Origin of the sequence: Wolbachia endosymbiont of Laodelphax striatellus (assembly GCF_007115015.1) — a bacterium.
Classification (GTDB): Bacteria; Pseudomonadota; Alphaproteobacteria; order Rickettsiales; family Anaplasmataceae; genus Wolbachia.
In genome coordinates this window covers 424238-449096 of record NZ_MUIX01000001.1, presented here as the reverse complement: position 1 = coordinate 449096, position 24859 = coordinate 424238, and the positions used below count along the sequence as shown (strand labels likewise).

The 24859-nt window shown below is 35.3% G+C and carries 18 protein-coding genes, 1 tRNA gene and 1 pseudogene; 15 read left to right on the top strand and 5 right to left on the bottom strand.

Annotated features, from left to right (window positions below):
• Positions 1-25: 25 nt before the first annotated feature.
• Complete coding sequence (locus BVG17_RS02090) at positions 26-898, top strand: hypothetical protein (protein WP_017531769.1); 873 nt, start codon at positions 26-28, stop codon at positions 896-898.
• Positions 899-916: 18 nt separating this feature from the next.
• Here BVG17_RS02090 and BVG17_RS08665 read toward each other — a convergent pair whose 3' ends face one another.
• The gene (locus tag BVG17_RS08665; RefSeq protein ID WP_017531768.1) at positions 917-1093 is read right to left on the bottom strand and encodes a hypothetical protein; all 177 of its coding nucleotides are present in this window, start codon (positions 1091-1093) and stop codon (positions 917-919) included.
• A gap of 243 nt (positions 1094-1336) precedes the next feature.
• Entirely contained in the window at positions 1337-2779 is a 1443-nt protein-coding gene (locus BVG17_RS02085; RefSeq protein ID WP_063630545.1) for a replicative DNA helicase, read from the bottom strand.
• Positions 2780-2881: 102 nt separating this feature from the next.
• On the opposite strand from BVG17_RS02085, the gene BVG17_RS02080 reads away from it, so the two are divergent.
• From BVG17_RS02080 to BVG17_RS02070, 3 genes are all read left to right on the top strand, one after another.
• Positions 2882-2964, top strand: a tRNA-Leu gene (locus tag BVG17_RS02080).
• 23 nt (positions 2965-2987) lie between these two features.
• Positions 2988-3590: an RDD family protein gene (locus tag BVG17_RS02075; protein ID WP_063630587.1), complete on the top strand. Its 603-nt coding sequence runs from the start codon at positions 2988-2990 to the stop codon at positions 3588-3590.
• 96 nt (positions 3591-3686) lie between these two features.
• On the top strand, positions 3687-4061 hold the full coding sequence (locus BVG17_RS02070; protein ID WP_241654134.1) for a hypothetical protein: 375 nt from the start codon (positions 3687-3689) through the stop codon (positions 4059-4061).
• A gap of 11 nt (positions 4062-4072) precedes the next feature.
• On the opposite strand, the gene tnpA is transcribed toward BVG17_RS02070, so the two are convergent.
• Positions 4073-4507, bottom strand: coding sequence for an IS200/IS605 family transposase (gene tnpA, locus BVG17_RS02065; RefSeq protein WP_143688839.1), 435 nt, complete (start codon positions 4505-4507; stop codon positions 4073-4075).
• A 135-nt stretch (positions 4508-4642) separates the two neighbouring features.
• Between tnpA and BVG17_RS02060 the strand changes: the two genes are divergently transcribed.
• The 3 genes from BVG17_RS02060 (at position 4643) to BVG17_RS02050 (ending at position 9454) form a co-directional block, all read left to right on the top strand.
• A complete protein-coding gene (locus tag BVG17_RS02060; RefSeq protein ID WP_241654132.1) occupies positions 4643-6751 on the top strand; it encodes a lipase family protein in 2109 nt (702 codons plus the stop codon).
• Between the two features lie 114 nt (positions 6752-6865).
• Positions 6866-8185, top strand: coding sequence for a dihydroorotase (locus BVG17_RS02055; RefSeq protein WP_063631228.1), 1320 nt, complete (start codon positions 6866-6868; stop codon positions 8183-8185).
• A gap of 84 nt (positions 8186-8269) precedes the next feature.
• Complete coding sequence (locus BVG17_RS02050) at positions 8270-9454, top strand: ribonuclease D (RefSeq protein ID WP_063631229.1); 1185 nt, start codon at positions 8270-8272, stop codon at positions 9452-9454.
• On the opposite strand, the gene coaE is transcribed toward BVG17_RS02050, so the two are convergent.
• On the bottom strand, positions 9444-10022 hold the full coding sequence (gene coaE, locus BVG17_RS02045; protein WP_063631230.1) for a dephospho-CoA kinase: 579 nt from the start codon (positions 10020-10022) through the stop codon (positions 9444-9446). The genes BVG17_RS02050 and coaE overlap by 11 nt on opposite strands.
• A gap of 135 nt (positions 10023-10157) precedes the next feature.
• Between coaE and BVG17_RS02040 the strand changes: the two genes are divergently transcribed.
• From BVG17_RS02040 to metG, 3 genes are all read left to right on the top strand, one after another.
• Positions 10158-11561, top strand: a complete 1404-nt coding sequence (locus BVG17_RS02040; RefSeq protein WP_063631231.1) for an NAD(P)H-dependent flavin oxidoreductase — start codon at positions 10158-10160, stop codon at positions 11559-11561.
• Positions 11562-11644: 83 nt separating this feature from the next.
• Positions 11645-12598: a hypothetical protein gene (locus BVG17_RS02035; RefSeq protein ID WP_063631232.1), complete on the top strand. Its 954-nt coding sequence runs from the start codon at positions 11645-11647 to the stop codon at positions 12596-12598.
• Between the two features lie 377 nt (positions 12599-12975).
• Positions 12976-14505: a methionine--tRNA ligase gene (gene metG, locus BVG17_RS02025; RefSeq protein WP_063631233.1), complete on the top strand. Its 1530-nt coding sequence runs from the start codon at positions 12976-12978 to the stop codon at positions 14503-14505.
• Here the strand turns inward: metG and BVG17_RS02020 are convergent.
• Positions 14502-14792 (bottom strand): hypothetical protein, encoded by a 291-nt coding sequence (locus BVG17_RS02020; protein WP_063631234.1) that lies wholly within the window; start codon positions 14790-14792, stop codon positions 14502-14504. The genes metG and BVG17_RS02020 overlap by 4 nt on opposite strands.
• Positions 14793-14999: 207 nt before the next feature.
• Here BVG17_RS02020 and BVG17_RS02015 point away from each other — a divergent pair.
• The 5 genes and pseudogenes from BVG17_RS02015 (at position 15000) to BVG17_RS01995 (ending at position 24849) form a co-directional block, all read left to right on the top strand.
• Positions 15000-15833 (top strand): annotated as a pseudogene (locus BVG17_RS02015) (IS5 family transposase).
• 124 nt (positions 15834-15957) lie between these two features.
• Positions 15958-18510 (top strand): ATP-dependent chaperone ClpB, encoded by a 2553-nt coding sequence (gene clpB, locus BVG17_RS02010; protein WP_063630489.1) that lies wholly within the window; start codon positions 15958-15960, stop codon positions 18508-18510.
• Positions 18511-18537: 27 nt separating this feature from the next.
• Entirely contained in the window at positions 18538-23208 is a 4671-nt protein-coding gene (locus BVG17_RS02005) for an NAD-glutamate dehydrogenase (protein WP_063630487.1), read from the top strand.
• A gap of 5 nt (positions 23209-23213) precedes the next feature.
• Positions 23214-23504 carry a Sec-independent protein translocase subunit TatB gene (tatB, locus tag BVG17_RS02000; protein ID WP_017531662.1) on the top strand — a complete coding sequence of 97 codons (291 nt, stop codon included), beginning with the start codon at positions 23214-23216 and terminating at the stop codon, positions 23502-23504.
• Positions 23476-24849, top strand: a complete 1374-nt coding sequence (locus BVG17_RS01995; protein WP_063630485.1) for a PleD family two-component system response regulator — start codon at positions 23476-23478, stop codon at positions 24847-24849. Before tatB ends, BVG17_RS01995 begins: the two co-directional genes overlap by 29 nt.
• Positions 24850-24859 lie beyond the last annotated feature (10 nt).

Below are 24859 nucleotides of genomic sequence, written 5' to 3'. Positions count from 1 at the left end.
AGTGAGTTTTTTTAGTGGGAAAAAAATGATAAAAAATATTATAATTGTTAGCAAAAACTTAATTAGTATTGAATTAATTAACAAGCAAGATTTAGAGAGTTTCATCAAGATTTTCACAGTGCTTGATAAGCATATAGCAGCTAAAACTCTTTTTACAGAAGAAGTGACAATAGAGTATAAACAACACAATTGCATAGAAGTTGTTGAATTGATAAAAGATACAGGTTTTACATATCATGATGTTGAGAGTGTGTTAAATCACCTAAGTAATCATGGAATGAAAGTACCAAGCAGCGTTATAGCAAGCACCCTTTCTTCTTCATACAATCACGCACTTGAGTCTAAGGATGTAGCATTCGCCTGTTCTAAAGGGTTGCCACAATTTTACATCAGGGTAAATAAGAATACCTTTATAATGACTCCTATAAGTGAAGAAGATCTGGAATTGAGTTCACAAAATAGCGAAATGCTTATAGAGTCATTAAAGAGCGAAAAAAGTACTTATGATTGTATAGTCGAAGAAAATATCATCAAAGTTGTAGTGCATTCTGAAATACACCAAGCTATAAACTCGATTACAAAATCACTGATAAAGTCTTGCCTTTTAGCAAGAGATGAAGAAGAAAAATTCAAAGAGAAATTGAGACAACTTGCTTTTAAAGATCAAGCTTTTGTTGAGTATTCTAGCATCAAAACTATCCATAGATATCCGCACAACCATCCTCTGAGAAAGCATGAAAGTGTTATTAAAGATATAGAAAATATTTTATGTGATTTCATAATAAACGAGAACAGCGGGTTTGCTATAGAGCGGTTAAATAGACTGGGCTCAGAAGTTTCTCCAAATACTCCAAGAATCATCACTAAAACTATAGATAAGCTTGTTAAGTTTCACTAAAATGTTGTTAGAATGGTTTTAGCCAATGTCTACATATATTTTTACTGATTGAGTGGAGCCATTGAGCTGCTCTCTGTCATCCCAGCGTTTAACACTGGGATGATGTTGTTGTATGGTATCTACCTTCTCGTATAGATGATAGGTTTCTAATTCTTTATAGTCTACCAATCCAGTAGTTCCATTTACTTGACTCATGTCAAACCTCCATTTTTATCTCAATTATATTTTGCTTCTCGTTTTGACACACTTTTTTGAACATTCCCTTAAAGTTAGTAATTTATAGATCTTTCTAAAAAATTATCTTATCCTAGATAAGAATTTCCTAAAAAAATAAATGTAACAAATAAAATGCCAATCTTAAATATTGCTATGTTTCACGATAGCTTCTTAATTTGGCACGTATGGTTTGTTAAACACTTCCAGAATTACTCAAAACCGCTACAGACTATATCTTTCTGTATAATCTTTAAATGCACCTCTATTGGAGTCAAAATGTAGCTTCACACTGCCAATTGGCCCGTTTCTTTGTTTTGCAATGATCAGCTCTGCAATATTTCTAATTTTCTCCATTTTCTCTTGCCACTCTCGATGTTTATTACTTCCTTCATTTGGTTGCTTTCTTAATTCATAATATTCTTCTCTATAGAGGAACATTACTATATCCGCATCCTGCTCTATGCTTCCTGAATCACGTAAATCAGAAAGTTGTGGTTTTTTATCATCCCTTTGCTCAACAGAACGAGAGAGCTGTGATAGTGCAACAATGGGAATATTTAGTTCCTTTGCAATTGCTTTTAAACCCTGCGTCACTTCTGAGATTTCTTGCACTCTATTTTCACTACTCCTTTTTGTTGTTCCTCGAATTAATTGCAGATAATCGATAAATACCACCTCTACATTGTATAGTTGATATAGCAGTCGTATTCTGGTACGAAGGGCACTAATTGATAGAGCAGGAGTATCGTCTATTATGAAAGGTAATTCTGATAGACCTGTACTAGCATTAATGAATTCATGTAATTCAAAATCACTAATTCTCCCAGTCAGTGCCTTATAATAACCAATGCCTGAATCTATAGTAATCAATCTTGCGGTTAATTGCTCTGCTGACATTTCAAGTGAGAAAAAAGCTACGTAGTGTTGTTTATCTGTTCTTTTTTGCAAAATCTTACAAGCGTTAAGTGCGATGTTCAGTGCCAATGCTGTCTTTCCCATTGAGGGCCTTGCAGCTATAATTAACAGATCAGATTTCTGCAAACCACCAAGAAGCTGGTTTAGATCTTGAAGTCCGGTTGTAATACCTAGAGCCTCTGGGTTATTCTTCAGCTTGCTGATCTTCTCAACCACATCTTTAATTGAACTTGCAAGCTTTATATATGTCTTATCACCTTGCTTTTTTACTGCTAAGTTGAACAATTTTGTCATTGCCTGCTCAATTTGTAACTGTGCAGGATTTTCAATGTCGTAGTTGTAACTATCGTCAACTATCTCCTGCCCGAGCTTGATTAAGCATCTCCTTAAATAAGTATCACGGATTATTCTGGTCAAGCTATAGATATCAAGCGCAATGCTTGCCTTTGCTGCAAGTTTTGCTAGGTACTCAACTCCACCACATTCGGCAAATGCTTTATCATTTTCAAAAAACATCTTAAGGCTTAGTTCATTGGCAACTATGCCGTGTTTTCTGGTTTTAGATATCTGGGTAAAAATGCTTTGATGTAGTGGATCATAGAAATTGTCTGCTGCAATTATATCTTCAACTGCATCACAAATTCTATTATCACGAATCATTGCACCAATGAGCATTTGCTCTGCTTCTAAATTGTGTGGCAATTTACATATTTCTTCTCTTGAATCAATAAGATTAGCTAATTCATTCATTTTAAGTTTTCAGAGTAATGATTGATTATTGTAGAATATTCAGTCCTTACTTAAAAGATAAAAAATTTGACTAATCTTGTGTTGCTTATAGCATTAAAGTAGGCCCCTGTGGTGGAATGGTAGACACGGCAGACTCAAAATCTGTTGCTTGCAAAAGCATGCTGGTTCAAGTCTGGCCAGGGGCACTCAAACATTGGAAAATGCATATATGTTACATAAAATTTTTAATCGTTTATTTTCCATTCTTTCTTCTATAAATGCTATTCAAAAAGTGAAAAAGGATGATAATGGAATATGCTATGTAACGGGACTTAGACGCTATTTGTCAGTGCTGCTTGATTTAATCATCATCGTTTTATTTTTGCAGTTTTGCGGTCAGGCCTTAAATCAACTCTTCATGAGCTCAGAGAGCAGTAAAATATTAGGCCAAATTGCTGCAAAATATCAAATGCAGGTACCACTATCTGCAGAGGAAACAGCAATGCAGAGTAAGCTAATCAAGTTACTAATTCTAAATCAGATAGTTCAATTTATTATGCTTTTTAGTTATGTAGCATATATGTGGATAAGATTTGGTGCTACACCTGGAAAGTTATTACTTGGACTCAGAGTTGTAAATGCACAAACTTTTGAAAAATTGACTCCAAAACAAGCAATAAAGAGGTTTTTTTCCTTTATATTGTCAACTGCACCACTATTCTTAGGTTTCATATGGGCAAGCTTCGACAAACGTTGCCAAACTTGGCATGATAAGATCGCAGACACAGTGGTTGTCATAAATAAGAGTCTTAAGCGTGATAAAATGAACTAAATTCGTTAAAAATAAGAAAATTTTAATAGCTTTATTGATTAATTTTAGTATATCATTAATTAATGATATACTAAAATGAAATAGTAGGTAAAAAATATGCCAAGTATTACTCATTGTCAAAGTATGGATTCTATTAGCGATAGTATTGTACATATTGGTGGTAATGAAATAAAAGAATGCGCAATTGAGGCGCTAGAACCATTTAAGAACGAATTAGAAGCTCAAAGTTTTAACCTTAATGGGCTAGGAACTTCTGACCTAGTTAAAGCATGGAAGAAGATAGAAGATTTTAAAGATGCTGAGTTAAAGAATGCTTCTGACCTTGCTGATCTGATAAAAGGGCAAATTGCAGGATTTGATGAAGAAAAATTACTAGAAATGTGTACCTTCAGCAAAATTTCCTATGGTAATGTGGATAGAAAATTAGAAAAAGGTAAATATAAAACTCAACAACCATCACCTACAAGGTGAAGGGTTAAATTTCAATCAATTTGAAATTGATCATTGTCATGAAGTGGCTCGCCTTCCTGGGTAGATATGTACTCTTGTATAACCTCGTCTGTGATTGTACCAGAACTTACGGCTAAATATCCACGTGCCCAAAGGTGCCTGCCCCAAAAGTGCTTTCTTAGACTTGCAAAATCTTGCATCAGCAACCTTGAACTTGTTCCTTTCAAAAGTTGTACAATTTTACTAACACTTTGCTGTGGTTTATATGATATAAACATATGAATATGATCTACTGCAACTTTGCCTGAGATAATTTGGATCTCATTTTCCATAGTAACCTGCCTTAGCAGCTCCCTAACTCTAACACCAATTTGGCCTATTAGCACCCTTTTGCGATATTTGGGAATCCATACCAAGTGTACTTTCATATCGTACTTAGAGTGTGCATTATACCCATAACGTCGCATACGCGACTATTATAACTTGTCCTTCGCCTCAAGGCGAGACAATCCCCGAAGGGGGACACTAAAAGACAGTTTGAAGAAGAAGGTTATCAGATTATAAGATTTTACGACAATGATCTCATCGAAGACAAGTATTCTTTGGATACTGATTATAAATTAGAACAACATGATATTGGCTATGCTTTAACTGGTAGCAATTCATATAATCGAGATGCTGGTTATATTTTTATTAAAGATAAGGAAGTAACTATAGCTTATCACGGCACTCGTGATTTAAATGATGTAAAGGAAGATCTTCGTGCATCTTTAGCTAAATTGTCATTTTTACCTGAAGATCATCGTGTCCATTCTGGTTTTTACTCTTTATTCAAACGCTCTTGGCCCAGTGTGCATAAGATATTAAAAGGGCATGCTAATGATAAAGGATTAGCAATCAAAGATTTGAAAATTAATGTTACAGGTCATAGCATGGGGGGTGCTCTTGCTAGTATAGCTGCTTTATGTCTTAATAAAACAGAAGATGCCGAAGATGTTCATGTTGCAACTTTTGGCTCCCCAAGAGTATTCTACAATTGTGCAGCTGACGTTTACGATAAGTGTCTTGGAAATAAGACTATTAGGGTAGCTTGTCAATCAGATCCGGTACCATGTTTGCCACATGGTAATGCCGGTATGCACTATAAACATGTCGGTAAACCATTAAAATTAGAAACGGGTAAAACTCTAGAGTATTTAGAGCCACACTATCATAAAATTGACACCTATTATAACCTTATTCAGGAAGTACAGCGGGAAAATTTTAAATCAGATAATAATCCATCTAAGTATTGCCATATTGCTTATATTTGTGGCCTATTTTACCATGCAGTTTTGTCATATGTCGATGTGGATGATAAGGAATTCTTTGAAGAAGTCAGAGAAGAAAATAAAGGCATTAAGCCTTCTGAGATACCAATTGAATATGCTCCAAAATTAGAAGAGAAAATTAAACGACTAGGACAAGAAGTAGCTCAGCTTACTAACGACAAAACTCAATTAGAGAAAAGGTTAAAGAGTATACAACAAAGCTTGGCTGAAAAAACTGAGGAATTTAAGAGCGCACAAATTCAGTTAGAACAGGAGCGTAAGGGTGCAAGTGAAAAGTTAACACAAGAACAACAGAAGGCTAGTAAATTTAGTGATCAAGTAGATAAACTTACTGAAGCACTACGAAGGATAGAAGATCAGCTTGCAAAAAAGAAAGCAGAGTTGAATGGACAGACTAAAAAAGTAACTAAGCTTAATGATACTATAAAGGAACTTAAGGAAACAAATGCTGAATTAGAAAGAAAGAATAGTAATCTGGCTAATCGACTGGAGAAACTTGAGGAAGCAAAAACTAAGCTAGAAGAAAAGGTAGAATTTGCAGAAAAAGAGCTGAGGGATGCTAAAGCTCAATTCAGAGAGAGTGAGGGAGGGCTAAGGGGAGTAAAAGCTCAACTTGAACAGGAAAATAGTAATTTGTCTAGTCAAGCAAGGGAGCTTGAAGGGAAATGTGAGCAAACAGAAGTTCAACTTGTAGAATCAGAGCAAAAACTAGCTGAAGAAACTAGTAAAGTCATGCAACTTAGCAAAGAATCTAATGAAGCAAGAGCTCAGCTTGAAAAGAAGAAAAAAGAGATTGGAAGGCTAAAAGATCAAGTAGATCAAATGACTATACAAAACAATCAATTGGAAGGGCGGCTGGATGATGCAAAGCAAGGTCTAATTAATAAAACTGATGAAGTAACCCGATTAACACAGGTTGCTGATACGCTAAATGGTCGGGTAGCTCAATTGACTACACAAAATGATCAGTTGGAAGGGCAGCTGAATGATGCAAGACAATCGTTCGCTGATCAAATAATGCAACGCGAAAATGAAAATAACGACTTAAAGACAAAGCTGCAAGAAATTGAAAACAAAAGTGAAGTACTAGAGAAGAGTCTACAGAAGCAATTTGAAAGCAAGAATGAAGAGCTAAGTGAAAAATTCTTGAAAGCAAGAACTTACAGTAAAAGGCAAGGTAATTATGCTTCTGTTTCTTTTGTATTATCTGGAGCACTTGCTGTTGGTACAAGTCTAACAATTCTTCATTTAGCAATGTGTATTTCGCTTGCTGTAGCTGCATTAGCTTTTCTTACAGTAGGGTGTTACTGTTCTTATAAGGCAAATACCACATTTAACAATGTAGAAATCGAAAATTGTAGTTATAGAATAGCTGCTTAGATATTAAGTTAGTAATTTAAATACTCTTTATTGCTAGTTATTATGCCATCGCTTTAATTTGTTTGTGTTTTACTAAAAAAACTTTAGATTATACTTTATAATTGATACTAAAATATGATTTGGAGTTTATTGCAGACAGGTCAAAAGGAAGGCTATAAAATTGCGTATACCAATGCTCGTATTATTGACCCGGAAACTAAACTTGATATAAAAGGTTCATTGTTAACTGAAGGGGATAAAATTGTTGATTTTGGCGAATCGTTATTTTCAACAAGTGGGGTTGATGAAACAATAGACTGTAAAGGGCTTGTTCTAATGCCAGGCCTTATTGATATTCACGTGCATTTTCGTGAACCAGGTCAAGAGCATAAAGAAACTATACATACGGGTAGCAAATCTGCAGCTGCAGGAGGCGTTACAACTGTAGTTTGCCAGCCAAACACTGTTCCAGCGATTGATAGTGTTGTCTTGGCTCAGTATTTGAAATATAGAGCATTTGAAACTTCGCATGTGAATGTGGAATTTTACGCTAAAATCACCACTTCGGAAGAAAAATTAACTGAAATGGCACTCTTAAAGGAAGCAGGTGCAGTTGGTTTCACCGATGATGGTATGCCAGTTATGAATCCAATGATTATGAGACAGGCACTGCTTTATTCAAGTATGCTTGGTGTTCCTATTGCTCAACATGCAGAAGATTTAAATCTATCTGCTGGTGGCGCAATTAATGAGGGTAAGATTTCTGAAGAATTGGGAGTAAAGGGAATCTTGAGTGCATCAGAATCGATTATGGTAACTCGTGATATACTACTAATGAAGGACATAGAAAATGTACACTACCATATTTTACATGTCTCTTCAAAAGATTCACTTGATGCTATTAAACGAGCAAAAGATTTGGGGTTAAATGTTACATGTGAAGTAACTCCTCATCACTTTACTTTAACTGAAGATATAGTAAAGCAACATGGAGCAATTGCAAAAATGAATCCGCCACTGCGTACAGAGGAAGATCGTTTAGCTATGATTGAAGGTTTAAAGACAGGTGTGATTGATTGTATTGCAACCGATCATGCTCCGCATGATCTTAGTTCTAAGGATTTGCCACTTGAAAATGCTGCATTTGGTATTGTTGGCCTTGAAACAATGCTGCCCATTTCACTTGAACTATATCACAGTGGACAAATGGGTCTACTTGATGTGCTTGCAAAATTGACATATAAGCCTGCAGATATCATACATGTGCCACGTGGCCGCATACAGAAAAACCTTGCAGCGGACTTAATTTTAGTTGATTTGGATCATGAATGGAAAATTAAAGTTGACAACTTTGCTAGTAAATCAAAAAATTCCCCTTTCGATGGACGCAAAGTGAAAGGGCGCGTAATACGTACCGTTGTGTCTGGCAAAACTGTATATTTACAGAAGAATTAGTTATCATACAGTTGCGTTCTCAATTTCAATCAATTGTAAATATTCAATATAAGTGGTAAAATATAGCCACTGAATAAAAAATATATGCTAATTAGTACGACATCGGAGCTGGAGAATGCATTTGAAGAATTGATGGCAAAAGATCCAAAATTTATAGCAGTGGACACAGAGTTCATTAGAAACAATTTAACCTACTATCCTAGATTATCACTAATTCAAATTTCTTACGGAGAGAAGAGTTTTATTGTAGATGTGTTAGTACCGGAAATTGACTTATCGCTTATTAAGAAAATAATGCTGAATCGAGAAATAACCAAAGTTTTTCATAGTTGTCGGCAAGACATAGAATCCTTACTCACCGTGCTTAAATGTGTTACTACTCCCATTTTTGATACCCAAGTTGCTGCTATGTTTTGTCATTATTATCACGACTTTATTGGTTATTCAAAAGTAGTAGAGCAATATCAGTGGGTAGCGCTGGATAAAATTAAAGCTAAAAATTCAGACTGGTTAAAACGGCCATTATCTGAGGATCAATTAGATTATGCAGTAAATGACGTGATACACCTATATGACCTACACCAAATATTGTGCAATAAACTTGAAGAAAATAATAGGATGGGCTGGTTTCAAGAAGAGATGGAATCAATAGTTGATGTCAATAAGTATTTGCATAATCCAAAAGATGCATGGAAGAGGATTAAATTTAATTATGAAGCAAATCCAAGGTTGATGTTAACTGTTAAAGCAGTTAGTGAGTGGCAAGAGACCTTAGCACAGCGTTACAATATAAATCGTAATAAGGTAGTCAATAATGCCGTAATAACTGGTTTAATTGAAAAAAACGTGGAACATATTGATGGCATTTTAGATGACCTTAAGAGAAACACAAAAAATATAAAAGAGGAAGATTTATTAGAATTTATAGATATTTTCAATGAGAATGAGAAGGAATTTGTGCAGCAAAATTATACTCTGTCAGATAATTATGATAAATCTGTATTTGATATACTCTCGATTATTTTGGAGAGCAAATGTAAGGAAAATAACATATCAAGAAAGTTAATTTCATCAAAAGATGAGTTAGCTGGCTCAATATCTGGGCAGATAGATAAACTATTCAAGGGATGGAGATATGATTTTTTCGGCAGATCAGTAGAATCGTTTTTGAATGCAGGCTCAAGGTTTGAAATTTTAATGGTAAAATCTGCTGATAGTACAGCTAAAATTCGGAGTAATCTGGTGGAGAATAACCGTATCAAGTGCTGAGGTCTAACGAGTTTATTATGTCTTTCACTTGAGAAAAAACATTTGCGCTGGTATCGATGATGAAATCACTCATTTGCCTTTTTTCTTCAATAGGTAGCTGAGTACTGGACATTAGATCCAGCTTTTCTTTATCCATATTACGCTCACTGAGCCTTTGAGCTTGTACAGCGCTATCTGCATGGATAAAAACAATAAAATCGCAATATAAACGGAATCTAGTTTCCAGCAGGAGTGGAATGTCTAGAACTAGAAATTTTCTGTCGTTTTCTTTCTCCTGAGCAATAAAAATTTCTAATTCATTTCGCACGGCAGAATGCACTAAAGATTGGAATTGCTTCCAATTTTCATCATAAGCTAAAAAATATTTAGATAATACTTTCCTGTCTATCTCATCGTTTGCTACTACTCCAGGAAATTTTTCTTCTGCGTAACTTATTATGTTTTTGTTTACTTTATAAAGCTGGTGCACGACAGAGTCGGCATCAAACAAAGCGGCACCAAATTCTTTAAAGCAATTGGCTATAAAGCTCTTCCCAACTCCAATTCCACCTGTTAGACCTATTATCATATAGTAAAAGACTTCTAAAAAGAATATATGTCGTAGCTGTTATGTCTACTTAAAACTGAATGTTTGGGCATCAAAAGAAAAGCTATTATTTTTTTAGTAATTAAGTAAAATAGAGTGAAAGATTAAGAGGAAATTTTGAAAAATAAGATAAAAAAGATAGTGATTTCAGGAAAAGAAGTGTGGCCGATTATCGAAGGTGGCAAAGGCATTGCAATTAGTGACGGGAGATCAAGTGGATCATTCGCTGCAGCAGATGCTGTTGGTACGTTTTCTGGTGCAAATGCTAAACTTATCGATGACAATGGCGAGCTGGTACCACTAATTTATAAAGGTAAAACAAGAAACGAAAAGCACGAAGAGTTAATTAAGTATAGTATTGAGGCTGGAGTTAGTCAAGCAAAAATAGCGAATGAAATATCAAAGGGCCGTGGAAGAATACATATGAACGTGCTTTGGGAAATGGGAGCAGCAGAACAAGTCCTTCATGGCATATTAGAAAAAGCAAAAGGCTTAGTTCATGGCGTCACTTGCGGTGCTGGTATGCCTTACAGGCTTGGAGAAATTGCAGCTAAATATCAAGTTTATTACTATCCTATTATCTCATCGGCGCGCGCTTTTAAAGCGTTGTGGAAACGTGCTTACCAAAAAATATCTTCTTTTTTACTTGGTGGAGTAGTATATGAGGATCCGTGGCTTGCTGGTGGTCACAATGGACTCAGTAATAGTGAAGATCCAGAATTATCACAGGCTCCATTTGAAAGAGTTACAGAGCTTAGATCTTTCATGAATGAAGTCGGTCTTTCTGAAACGCCAATTGTTATGGCGGGGGGAGTGTGGAATTTGAAGGATTGGGAACATTGGTTTGACAATTTACAAATCGGACCAATAGCTTTTCAGTTTGGCACTCGTCCACTTTTAACAAAAGAAAGTCCGATTTCTACAGAATGGAAAAAGAAGTTACTTACTTTAGAAGAAGGTGATGTATTTTTAAACAAATTTAGTCCAACAGGATTTTACTCATCTGCAGTAAGAAATAGCTTCATACATGAGCTACAGGAACGAAATTCACGTCAAATGAAATTTTCAGAAAGTGTGAGTGGAGAGTTTAATAATGAATTTGCAATGGGTAGCAGAGGTAGAAAGATTTACCTCACTGCAAAAGACAAAGAGCTAGCAAATGCATGGATTAAAGCAGGGTATACAGAGGTAATGAAAACTCCAGATACAACTGTTATTTTTGTGACACCAGGCAAATTTGCGAAAATAAGACAAGATCAAATTAATTGCATGGGATGTTTGAGCCATTGTCTGTTTAGCAATTGGAAAGATCATGGTGACCATTCAACAGGGCGAAAACCAGATCCACGAAGCTTCTGTATACAAAAGACACTGCAAAACATTATACATGACGGTGATATTGAAAATGAACTTATGTTTTCTGGACACAATGTGTACAAATTTAAGCAAGACCCATTTTATGAGAATGGCAACGTACCAACAGTAAAGGAGCTGGTGGAAAGAATATTGACAGGTTTATGACTAACTTGACAAGAAGACATTATTCTATATAATTTATAGTAATAATTGTTTATTAATTTAATCTTAATTTGAGGAGAATATCTATGCTCGATAGTGTTTTAAAAAGGTATGCACTTGCCTATATAAAAGAAAATGGCAGTGACAAGAATGTTCAAGAATTTTTACGTTCTCGTGGTATGCGAAATATTAAGAACTGGAGTGATAAAAATTTTGAAAATGCGTATAAGGAATTTAGGCGCTATAGTTCAACTAATGAGCACAATACAGAACGCGATGGTAGACAACAAGCTACCGGCACATACACAAGTGATAGTAGGCAGCAACCTACAGGTCCTCAAGTCACGCATGTACATGTACACAATGATAGAGGAGGGTTAAGTTTTTGGGATTATTTTCTACTTCGTAGCTTGTTTAATAGTAATAGTGGTCATACTACAGTTATAAATAATCTTGGTTCCGGTAGTAGTAACCAGCAAAGTAGAGAAGATAGGAAAAAGGATTCAGAAGACAACAGGAAATTATTGGCTTTAGGTATAGCAGCTGTAGTTGTGTGTATTGTTTTCCATGTTGGTATGTGTTTTTGGTACAACAGCAGCGAAAAAACGGCTAGAAAATCAGAAAAGGTAGATTACCTGGATAATAAGCTTAAAATGTTCAGAAATATAGAATTTGCAGTTGGTGCAATTTCTTTAGCAGCTTTGATAGGTTGCGCTATTAACCCAGTCTTACCAGTTTGGGGTTTAGTCATTCTTGGCATTAATTCTCTTGTGTGTCTTGTTGGTGGTGTGGCTTTTCATATGAACCATGAGAAAGAGTCAGAAAATATTAAGAAGGCTGAAGAAGCGGTAATTAACTATTATAAATCAGGACCTGGATATGATTTGGGAGATTCTTCTCATCGCGAGGCACCACCTCCTTACGATTTTAATACTGCTCCAACTGCTCCTTCTTATGATGACACCAGACCTGGTAGGTTGTTTTCTCATTCTAATGCGGAAAAACATTCTGAAAATCATGGATGTACGTATGAACATTGATTTTTAGAAGGTAAATTGTACAGCAAATGGTCAGGGCTTTACACTGGAATCCAGCTTTTTTGTAATTTTATTGAACATGTTGTATAGTCGTTTGTTTACAATTAATTTTTCTGGATCCCAGTGTCTGGGCACTGGGATGACATTTTTGTGTTTGAGGCAAAATCTGCTATAATATTTAACACACTGCTTTCACAGACGAATGTTTGTACAGTTGTTAAGTTATAGACAACAATATCATATCAACTCAAACGTAAGTTACTCACATTATACCGCTGCAAAACGCAGCGGTATAATGGATTTTCAGATTGCTTGTCTGGTAGGATATGTATTGATTTTTATTACTAGTGCAGATACGATAAAGCTTTAAACAGTACAAAATGGAGCAATTTGAGAGCTTTTACGTTACTACGCCAATATATTACGTAAACGACAAGCCACATATCGGCCACGCATATACTTCCCTTATTTGTGATGTTACAGCTAGATTTATGAAATTAGCTGGAAAGAACGTCAAGTTTACTACTGGTACAGATGAACATGGACAGAAAATTGAAAAAGCGGCTAAGGTAAAGGGAATAGAGCCAAAAGAATTTACAGATGAAATCAGTGTTACGTTCAGAAAATTGGCTGAGCTAATGAACTTTGATTATAATGATTTTATTCGCACCACAGAAGAACGTCATGAGAAAGCAGTTATAGCTCTATGGAATAGGCTTGAAGAGAGAGGACAAATATATCAGGATTCTTACTCAGGTTGGTATTCAGTTCGTGATGAAGCGTTTTATCAGGAATCGGAGTTGATAGATGGCAGAGCGCCAACAGGCGCTGAAGTTCAGTGGATAAAAGAAGAGAGCTACTTTTTTCGTTTGTCAAGTTGGCGAAATAAATTACTAGAGTTATACGAAAATCAGCCGAATTTCATCTTTCCTGAGAGCAGAAAAAACGAGGTGGTATCGTTTGTAAAATCAGGACTTACTGACCTTTCGATTTCTCGTACTAGTTTTAATTGGGGAATAAAAGTACCAGGGAATGACAAGCACGTAATTTATGTTTGGATAGATGCGCTCACTAACTATCTCACGTCAATAGGCTTTCCTAATATAGAAGATGAGGAATATAAGAAGTTTTGGACAAACTCCTTCAACGTTCATGTGATCGGTAAAGACATACTGCGTTTTCACGCTGTATACTGGCCAGCTATTCTTCTTGCAGCAGATTTACCACTGCCAAAACAAATTGCAGTTCATGGTTGGTGGCTAAACGAGGGAGAAAAAATATCCAAATCCCTTGGTAATGTTATAGATCCAATTGGTCTGGCAGAAGAGTTTGGTGTTGATCAACTACGCTACTTTCTCCTTCGGGAAGCAAATTTTGGTCAAGATGGTAATTTCAGTAAGAAAAACATGATCAGCCACATAAACTCAGAGCTGGCAAACAATATAGGCAATTTAGTGCAAAGAACAATTTCATTTCTGCATAAGCAATGCGATGGAATCGTACCAACAATTGATCGAAATTTGCTTAAAGATGATGAGAGTTTGCCAAATTGTAAAACCATACTTGATCAAGTAATGAATCATCTATCAAAGTATGAGTTTAACCAGATTATAATCCTGATTATCAATATCTCTTCCAAGGCCAATGCTTACATAGATAAAAGTGCACCCTGGACATTAAGCAAAACTGACAGAGAGCGTATGAATTTAGTAATTTACAAACTACTCGAATACATCAGAATAATTGGTATTTTATTGCAGCCAATTGTTCCAAAGTCAGCAGAAATGATACTTGATCAATTGCAAATTCCAAAAGAACAACGCGATTTACAATCTCTGTGCAGCGCACGCGTAAGCTTAGGTGTTACATTACCTAGACCTACGCCGATTTTTTTGAGGATTGATGCTTAGAGAACTCTTGGTAAACCATTAGAATAGGCTGAAGGAGGTGTTTCTCTAGTTAGCCTTTCTAATTCAACATCATCAACACGGGTACCTGCTTGTCTTGATGTGTTTATGCAATTATCTACTTTAGGGTAAAATAAATTGTCAAGAGTACCACCATCTATAATTTCCTCTAGATCTTCTGATTTATGCAAATCCTTATACCATTTAGGCTCAGAATTGTTATCGTTCTTATTTGCACGACCAACAAGACTTTCCCATGGGTTACGAAGAACAGAGAATATTCTGCTCATCACACTCTGAGAAACATCTTTATGATTTGTGCTATCTTCTGCAGATATAACATACTTATCTTTACACCAGTTGTTAGCATCAGCTAACTTCTTAGTCGCCTCATCAACTCTTTGTACAACCTGTTGATAAGTCGGGTTAGGATAAGTAGAGGTTGTCCGGAAACTAGTAAAAGGCTATGATATTTGAAATTTTAGTATGGGGTAAAGATGAGAAAAAAGTATCCAACAGATCTAAGTGAAAGGGAGTGGGCACAAATAGAGAAGTACTTCAGAGTATCATACAAAAAAGGAGGAAGACCGCCAAAATATAGTAAAAGAAAAATGTTAGAGGGAATTTTCTATATATTGCGTACAGGGTGCCAATGGCGGTATTTACCAAATGATTTTCCGCTATGGAAGACTGTATATGAGCAGTTTAGGCAATGGAAGAAACAGAGGATTTTTGAGAAAATGAACTATGATATCACTAAATATAGTAGGTCAAAAATGGGAAGAAATGAAGAGCCGAGCGGATGCATAGTGGACAGTCAGTCGGTAAAAACCACGGAAAAAGGGGGATCAAAGGTTATGATGGTGCAAAAAAGGTAAAGGGGGAGAAAAAGACATATAATCACAGATACTCAAGGATTTGTGCTTGGTTGCTATGTAGGAGCTGCAAGCGAAAATGACAGAGATGGGGTGAAGATGGCATTGGACAATATGAAGAAAAAATACAGCAATATTAAGAAAATGTGGGCTGATATGGGGTACCAAGGAAAAGATTTAAAAACCCATATAGAGGAGGAATATGGGATAGACATTGAAATTGTGAAAAGGCCTCCATGTAGGTTTTGGGTGCATAAAGATACACCACTAGAACTATTGCCACAACGGGATCCTAGATTTTCAGTACAGCCGAGAAGGTGGGTGGTAGAGAGGACTTTTGCTTGGATCAATAGAAATAGAAGACTATCAAAGGAGTACGATTTACTTACAACATCTACTGAAAGTTTCATATATCTGGCTATGAGTAAAGTTATGTTAAGTAGGAAATATGCTTGAGTTTACTAGTTTCCGTACAACCTCTTATATGAACTTAGAAAATTTTTATTGATAAATGACTTTAGGTTTAAAATTGAGGAAGTGGTTGCTATATATATCAGCAAGTATGAGTTGAATTTATATTATGGACTTGAATAAATTTACAGAAAAAGTAAAAAGCTTAATTCAGAGTGCTCAAATGAAAGCATTGGGAGCCGGGCATCAGATTTTTATGCCTGAACATTTACTTAAAGTAATGCTTGAAGATGAATCGAGTTTAGTTCAGGACTTGATAGGTGCCTGTGGTGGAAATGTGCAGAATATTTCTAATGCTGTTGATAGTGCAATTAAAAAATTTCCAGTGATTGAAGGGCCAGGAAGTGGCGGCCTTCAGCTTTCAAGAGAGGTAGCAAAAGTTTTTGAGGATTCAATCGGTATTGCGAGGAGGAATAAAGATACATTTGTTACAGTTGAGCGTTTACTGCAGGGCCTTGCTGCACAAAAAGATGGTAAAATTTTAGCAGAAGGTGGTGTAACACCGCAAAAATTAAATTCAGTTATTGCAGAAATGAGAAAAGGTAGCAGTGCAGATTCGCCAAATAGTGAAGAAAAATTAAATGCGGCGAAGAAATATACAAAAGATATTACAGAGCTTGCGATGCAAGGTAAGCTTGATCCTGTAATTGGTCGTGATGAGGAAATCAGAAGAGCTATGCAGGTATCGCTTAGGCGAACAAAAAATAATCCAGTACTGATAGGTGAACCTGGTGTTGGAAAAACTGCAATAGTTGAAGGTTTAGCAAACAGAATTGTTGCAAATGATGTACCACTTGGTTTGCGTGATGCAAAAGTTTTAGCTTTGGATCTTGGTGCATTAATTGCTGGAACAAAATTTAGAGGGGAGTTTGAAGAGAGAATAAAAGCAGTGATTAATGAGATTTCAAAAGCAGAGGGAAAAGTTATTTTGTTTATAGATGAGCTTCATACTTTAGTGGGAGCAGGAGCGACAAGTGGTGCGATGGATGCTTCAAATTTGCTCAAGCCTGCTCTTGCGCGTGGAGAAATTCGCTGTATAGGGGCTACAACTTTGGATGAGTATCGTCAACATATAGAGAAAGACCCTGCGCTTGCAAGGCGTTTTCAGCCTGTGTTTATTTCTCAACCGACTGAGACTGATACTATTTCAATACTGAGGGGTTTGAAGGAGAGGTATGAGGTGCACCATGGTATTAGAATCACAGATGGTGCAATAATCGCTGCTGCAACGCTTTCTAATAGATATATAACAGATAGGTTTTTACCTGATAAAGCGATCGATTTAATTGATGAAGCAGCAAGTAGGGTTAGAATTGAAATGGACAGCAAGCCTGAGGTTGTTGATGAGCTTGAAAGAAAGATTATACAGCTGAAAATTGAGTCAGAGGCTTTGAAAAAAGAAAGTGATGAAAACTCTAAGCAACGTTTAAAAAAGATAAATGAGGAAATTGAGAGTCTAAACAGTAAATTTGCTGACTTAAGCAGTAAATGGCAGATGGAAAAGAATAAAATAGCTAAAATACAAGAAACTGCTGAAAAATTGGATAACGCGAGGAAAGATCTAGAATTGGCTCAGCGCAATGGAAATTTAGGAAGGGCAGGGGAGTTGATGTATGGTGTGATTCCTCAACTTGAAGATGAGTTAAAAAATCAGGAAAAAGTTACTGATAGTTTCCTAAAGAAAGAAGTTACTGAGAGTGATATTGCAAATATTGTTTCAAAATGGACAGGCATTCCAGTTGATAACATGATGCATAATGAAAAGGAAAAGCTCCTTAACATGGAAAATGAAATAGGAAAAAGAGTAATAGGGCAGAGAGATGCAATTGAAGCGATAAGTAATGCAGTAAGGCGCTCTCGTTCTGGTGTTCAGGATACTAATCGACCTTTTGGTTCATTTTTATTCTTAGGTCCAACCGGAGTTGGAAAAACAGAGTTAGCAAAATCTCTTGCCGAGTTTTTGTTTGATGATCAATCAGCACTTCTACGCTTTGATATGTCAGAGTATATGGAAAAACACTCCGTTTCAAAGTTAATTGGTGCGCCTCCAGGATATGTTGGTTATGAACAAGGTGGCAGGTTAACTGAAGCAGTGAGGAGAAGACCATATCAGGTAATTTTGTTTGATGAGATAGAAAAGGCAAATCCAGATATATTTAATATACTACTGCAGATTTTGGATGAAGGTAGACTCACCGATAGCCATGGCAAATTAATTGATTTTCGTAATACCATACTAATTTTAACTTCTAACCTTGGAGCTGAGATGATGCTAAGAGGAGCTACCGAATCTGTGAAAGATGAGGTGATGAAAATAGTTAAGTCAGCGTTTCGTCCAGAATTTTTAAATAGACTGGATGAAATTATTATATTCCACAGCTTAACCAAAGATGACATTGATAAAATTATAGATGTTCCATTCTCTTATTTACAAAAGATGCTTGCTAAGCGTAAACTGAGTATTAGTTTATCGCAAGAAGCTAAAGAACTAATAGCACAAGCTGGATATGACCCTGAATATGGAGCGCGGCCTCTGAAAAGGGTAATACAAGAATGCATTCAAAATAATCTAGCTAAGTTAGTTTTATCAGGGGAAATAGTAGAAGGAGATGAGCTAATAGTGTATACTTCTGGTAACGAAATCTTAGTTAAAAAGATCTAGATTCGCTGTGTATTTTTGTTTTGAAAAATGTGTATAAATCATAATGTTAATGTTGAGTCTTTATTTAAGCTAGTTGATCAAGGGAATAAAAAAGAGAAAGAAAAAATTAAAGAGTTTATACAGTACTTTTATAATTTTGTTTATAATAGTGACCTAAAAGTCAACGATAAATTTCTTTTATACATTGCAGAAGATGCATACAACTTCATTCTTAAAAAAGAAAAAGAAGAAAGTAAATTGGCAGTAAGTAATGTAAATGATATTTCAGGAATAGAAGGCAACTTCACTATAATTAAAATCACAAATTATGACATGCCCTTTTTAGTGGATTCTGTCATTTCCACTATTAAGTCATACGGTTTAACTATATGCTATTATAGTAACAGTATAATTAATGTTCAAAGAAAAAATAGCCTAATAGATAAAATTCATCTTTTGGAGGAAAGTAATGGAATCAAAGAGTCAGTAATATATCTAATTATCAAAGGTATAAGTGGTAGCTTTGTTGATACACTAGAAGAATCTCTACGAAAGACGCTAAAAGCAGTTAACTGCGTTGTAAAGGACTGGCAATCGATGCTCAAGAAGCTTCTTGAGCATCCGGCATTGGATGCTGGAGGCAGAGATTTTCTAGCTTGGTTGAAAAATAACAATTTTGTATTTTTAGGTTATCAAGAATGCATTGCTAATAAAGATGGAAAGCTTGTTCTAAGTAATGGGGAAAATCTCGGTTTAATGAGAGCAAGTGAAGAGTATCAAAATTCATCGATTTCTTCTGAGGGTTTAAATTCTTTATGCATATTAAGATCAGATCTAATCTCAATAGTTCATCGACGTACGTACATGAATTGTATAGGGGTGAAAGAATTTAATGACCAGGGTAATGTGGTGAAGGAACGGCGTTTTTTCGGGTTATTTACTTCTGTAGCAGAAGTGCAAGATATTCGAACTATTCCGGTAATAAAGGATAAGATCACAACAATAGAAAAAAAGGCAGGATTTGTGCCTGGTGGTCATAACAACAAAGCTTTAATCTCTATCTTACAGGCATTCTCTTGTGACGAATTATTCCAATCAAATGAAGACGAGTTATTTGAAACTTGCACCTCGATCATGTCTCTTGCGATCAGACCTCGAGTCAAATTATTTTCAAGAAAGTTAGGGAATTTTATTAGTTGCATAGTACTGATACCAATGCGTTATGCTAGTGCAAGGCTAATGTTAAAAATACGTGATATATTGAAAGATGAAATGAACGCAGAAAGTTCCGATATTTATAACAATCATATTATAAATGAGTATGATTTGATGAAATTACATGTGGTGCTAAGAAACAAAAATGCCATTGTTTTTGATAATGAAATTTTAAATATAGAAAATAAATTAAGAAACATTACAGAAAAGTGGGAAGATCGCTTTGTAGACAATTTATATAATACTTTTAGCACTGTTGAGGATATATTCATCCGTTATTGCAATGCATTTCCGATAAGCTATCAAGAGAATTTTGAACCCCATGATGCATATTACGACATAAAAAAATTGGAGGTAGTAAGGAAGAAAGGAGTAAGTGAGGTTGATTTGAGACTTACTTGTGACAATCTTAACTATCAGTTAAAAGTTTACACTCCAAACAATGGTGGTCTTGAATTATCAAAGATATTAAAAATTACTAAGAATTTAGGAGCAAAAATTCTATCTCATAATGGTTATTACATAGAAATCAATGGTGGAATATGGATACACCACTTTGTGTTGTCAAGAGTCGATGAGTTAATAAGTGACATTACTCTGAAAGAGCAATTTGAAATAACGCTTGCAAAAGTGTTCAGCAAGGAAATTAAAAATGACTATTTCAACAGTTTGATCATTATTGCTGGGCTCAAATGGAAGGAAGTGCTTCTTATTAGGGTGCTAAGTGCCTATCTAAAGCAGACGTTATTTAACTATAACCCAGAATATATCCAAAAAGTGGTCTCAGAGTACCCAAAAATAGTGAAATATCTGATACAGCTATTTCGTGCAAGATTCAATCCTAATATAGATATTGATAGAGCAGAAACTACTAACATTTTCCAGGAAAAAATTGAAGAACTACTAAAAGAGATCAGCAACGTTTCACATGATTACGTTTTGCGTTCGATATTTAACTTGATAATGGCAATTTTGAGAACCAGTTATTATCAAGATGATAAGCCATACTTATCTATAAAATTTGATTCAAGTAAAATCAATGGTTTACCTGACCCGCGCCCATACCGTGAATTGTATGTTTATTCAAACCTTTTTGAGGGAATACATCTAAGAGGAGGGAAGTTGGCCCGTGGTGGTTTAAGGTGGTCGGATAGGACGGAAGATTTTCGCACTGAAGTTTTGGGACTCATGAAAGCCCAGATGACAAAAAATGCGGTCATTGTACCTGTTGGTGCAAAGGGTGGATTTGTAATAAAGCAAGCTTATAAAGATAAAAACACTTTAAGAGAGAAGGGTGTTGAATGCTATAAGAATTTCATCAGAGGAATGCTTGATATTACTGATAATGTAGTTGATGGCAAAATAATTCCACCAGAAAATGTGATTAGGTATGACGAAGATGATCCATATTTGGTAGTTGCAGCAGATAAAGGTACTGCTTCATTTTCTGATTATGCAAACGAAATATCCTCTGAATGTAACTTTTGGCTCGAAGATGCATTTGCATCTGGTGGATCAGCAGGTTATGACCACAAAAAGATGGGTATTACAGCAAAAGGTGCATGGATTGCAGCACAAAGGCATTTTTGGAGAATGAATAGGGATATTTGCCAGGATGCAACTGTTATTGGAATTGGAGATATGGCTGGCGATCTATTTGGAAACGGCATGCTGCTTTCAAGAAATATGCGTTTAATTGGCGCATTTAACCATATGCATATTTTTATTGATCCAAACCCTGATACAGAGAAGAGTTTCACAGAGCGTAAACGCCTCTTTGAATTACCATTTTCAACTTGGTTGGATTATAACAAAAATTTGATTTCTCATGGTGGTGGAGTATTTGAGCGTAGTAGCAAGCAAATAGACATTTCTCAAGAAATGAAAAAGTGCTTTGATATAACGGAAGATACATTATCTCCAAGTGATTTGATTCGGTATCTGTTCAAGGCAAAAGTGGATTTCATATGGAATGGAGGAATTGGCACATTTGTTAAAGCAAAGAGTGAAAGCCATGGCATGGTTGGTGATAAAGCAAATGATGAGTTAAGAGTAAACGGTCAGGATATTAGAGCTTCTATGTTTATAGAGGGTGGTAACCTTGGTTGCACGCAGCTTGGAAGAGTAGAATATGCTAAAATAGGTGGATATATCAATGCAGATTTTGTTGATAATTCAGCAGGAGTAATATGTTCTGATCTTGAAGTTAACATAAAAATTGCTTTTGTTTCAATCATGAAAGGAGGGGGAATTTCCTTAGAAAAAAGGAATAAAATACTGGCTAGCATGATAGATGAAGTTGCATCTAAGGTACTTGAAGACCATAACAGAATTGAAACAAAAGCATTGCTCCTTGAGTGCTTGCAAGCTAAACAAAGGTTGGAGCAGCACCATAAATTATTACTCGGTTTAGAAAAATCTGGGCTGTTAAACCGAAGCGTAGAATTTCTTCCAGCTGACGAAGAGGTAGCAAGGATGTTAACTGGTGCAGAAGGTTTTAGTTCTCCTCAGCTCTCTGTTCTAATGTCTTATGGAAGAACAGCAATAAAGAATGAGATTATACGCTCTAAGCTACCTGAAAAAGATTTCTTGTGCCGTGATTACTTACTAAATTACTTTCCACAAAAGATGGTAACAGAGTTCAAGGATCCCATATTGAAACACCAGCTTTCTAGGGAAATTATTTCTACTTGTATTGCAAACGATGTAGTAAATAGGATGGGCTGTATATTTGTTAATAACTTGGTTGAGAGTACTGGAATTAAAGTACATGAAGCAGTTAACATATATATCGTTGTTAACCACCTATATAATTTAAATAGCCTGTGGCAGGAAATTGATAAACTGGATGGAAAGATTGATGTTGATTCTTACTTGCTAGTAGTGAGAAGTGTGCAAAAATTTATTGGTAGAGTATCATTTTGGTTAGTAAAAAATCTTGGTGAGCTCAATCTAGTAAAACTAGATGATGTTACAAAATTTAGGGGTGCAATTGAAACCTTAGGCCATGACATTTTAGATGAGCGCCTATTAAAGATCTATAATGATGGATTAACTTTTTTAGTAGAACTCAACATAAATAAAGATTTAGCAAAAAAGGTTGCTGATCTACGTATTCTTATTTATGCGCTGGACGTTATATCTATTGCTGAACAGACATCTTTATCCATCTTTGAAGCTGGTAAAATGTACTTTGAATTAAAGTCGCTGTTAAGATTAGATCTTGTTAGAACAGTTGCTATCAAGATGAAAAGTAATTCTTCTTATTGGGATCGCAGCTTAATCAATGACTTATTAGATGATTTAAGCAATTATCATCATAAGCTGGCTGTTAAAGTTATAAAAGCTACTGATAATCACGTAGATAAGGTTCAAACTTGGGCTCTTAATGATAAGGATTATATAGAACGTTACAATAGCTTTTTGAATGAGATGGTTGCTTCTAAACTTGATTTAAGTAAATTAATACTCATAATTAGGAGAGTTAAAGTACTTGCTTCATAGGAAAAATGTTTAACATAGGTCTTTCAGAAATTTTAGTTGTAGCTTTAGTTAGTATAATTGTTCTTGATAAAAGTAAAGTACCTGTATTTCTTAATCTTATTAAAAATATATATAGGTATTGTGTGGTTGTAAAATCAAGAGTTAGGAAATTGTTGAAGGATACCGGAATTAAAGAATTATATGAAGAGCATAACGTTGAAAAAGTCAATTACATAATTGGTGAAGATGGCAAACTTTATCCTACTTACAATGTAGATAATACAAAAAATGACAGCAAAAATCCTAATAGTAGATGATATACCATCTAATGTTAAGCTTTTAGAGGCTCAGCTGAAAGCAGAGTACTATACAGTTATTGTAGCTCATGATGGCGAGGAGGCGATAGATTTAGTAGCGGAACAGCAGCCAGATATTATCTTACTTGATGTCATGATGCCAAAAATGAGTGGTTTTGAGGTTTGTAAGAAGCTAAAGAATGATCCCTTAACGACTTATATTCCAATAATTATGGTAACTGCGCTGCATGACACTCATGATAGAGTGGAAGGAATTAATGCTGGTGCGGATGACTTTCTAACTAAGCCGATAGATGAAACTGCTTTATCTGCAAGAATTAAGTCTCTTGTGCGCTTAAAGATGATAATAGATGAGTTGTGCTTGAGAGGAGAAACTAATGCTGAGATTGGTGGGGTAGCAGAAAGCAGTATTGTGTATTCTAATCAGATTTTTGACGCTAACATACTTGTTGTAGATGAGGACACCTTTCAAGCAGAGCAGATACATAATGTTCTAAAGCAACGCTTCAGATCAATTAAAATACTGCACGATCCAAAAGAAGCATTGAAGGTTGGTATTAAGGATAATTACGACTTGATTATTTCTGACATGCAATTTTCAAAAACTGACGGCTTACGTTTGTGTTCTAAGTTTCGTAGTAAAGTAGAAACACGTTATACACCAATTCTGATCCTTTCTGAAGATTATGATAAAAGCAATTTAGTAAAGGCACTTGATGTAGGTGCTAATGATTATTTAACAGTACCTTTAGATGAGAGTGAATTAATAGCTAGGGTTAATTCGCAAGTGAAACGTAAAAGATATCAAGATGCCTTGAGAATGAATTTATTTAATAATGTGGAGATGTCTATAAAGGATCCATTAACTAACTGTTATAATAGAAGATATTTTGATGCACACTTAAGAAATATTGTTAAGGATTCTGTGGAAAAAGATAGAAGTTTATCTCTTATGATACTTGATATAGATTATTTTAAGATGGTGAATGATAACTTTGGGCATAATGCTGGAGATGAGCTTTTAAAGGAAATACAGAAAAGAATTTCTGAAAATATCAGAGTGACAGATTTACTAGCTAGGTTTGGTGGTGAGGAATTTGTTGTTTTAATGCCAGATACCAATGTATCAGATGCGTATACTATTGCAGAGAGAATACGAAAAATTATTACCAAAGAACCTTTTATACTTGTGGATAAAAATACAACCCATAATGTAACTGTGAGCATTGGAGTTTCAGCAATGCAAAGATCTGACCTTGATGATGTTAAAGAATTTATAGTACGTGCTGACAAATATTTATATAAAGCAAAAAACAGTGGTAGAAATAGGGTGGTTACTGGTTGAAGTTCTTTCA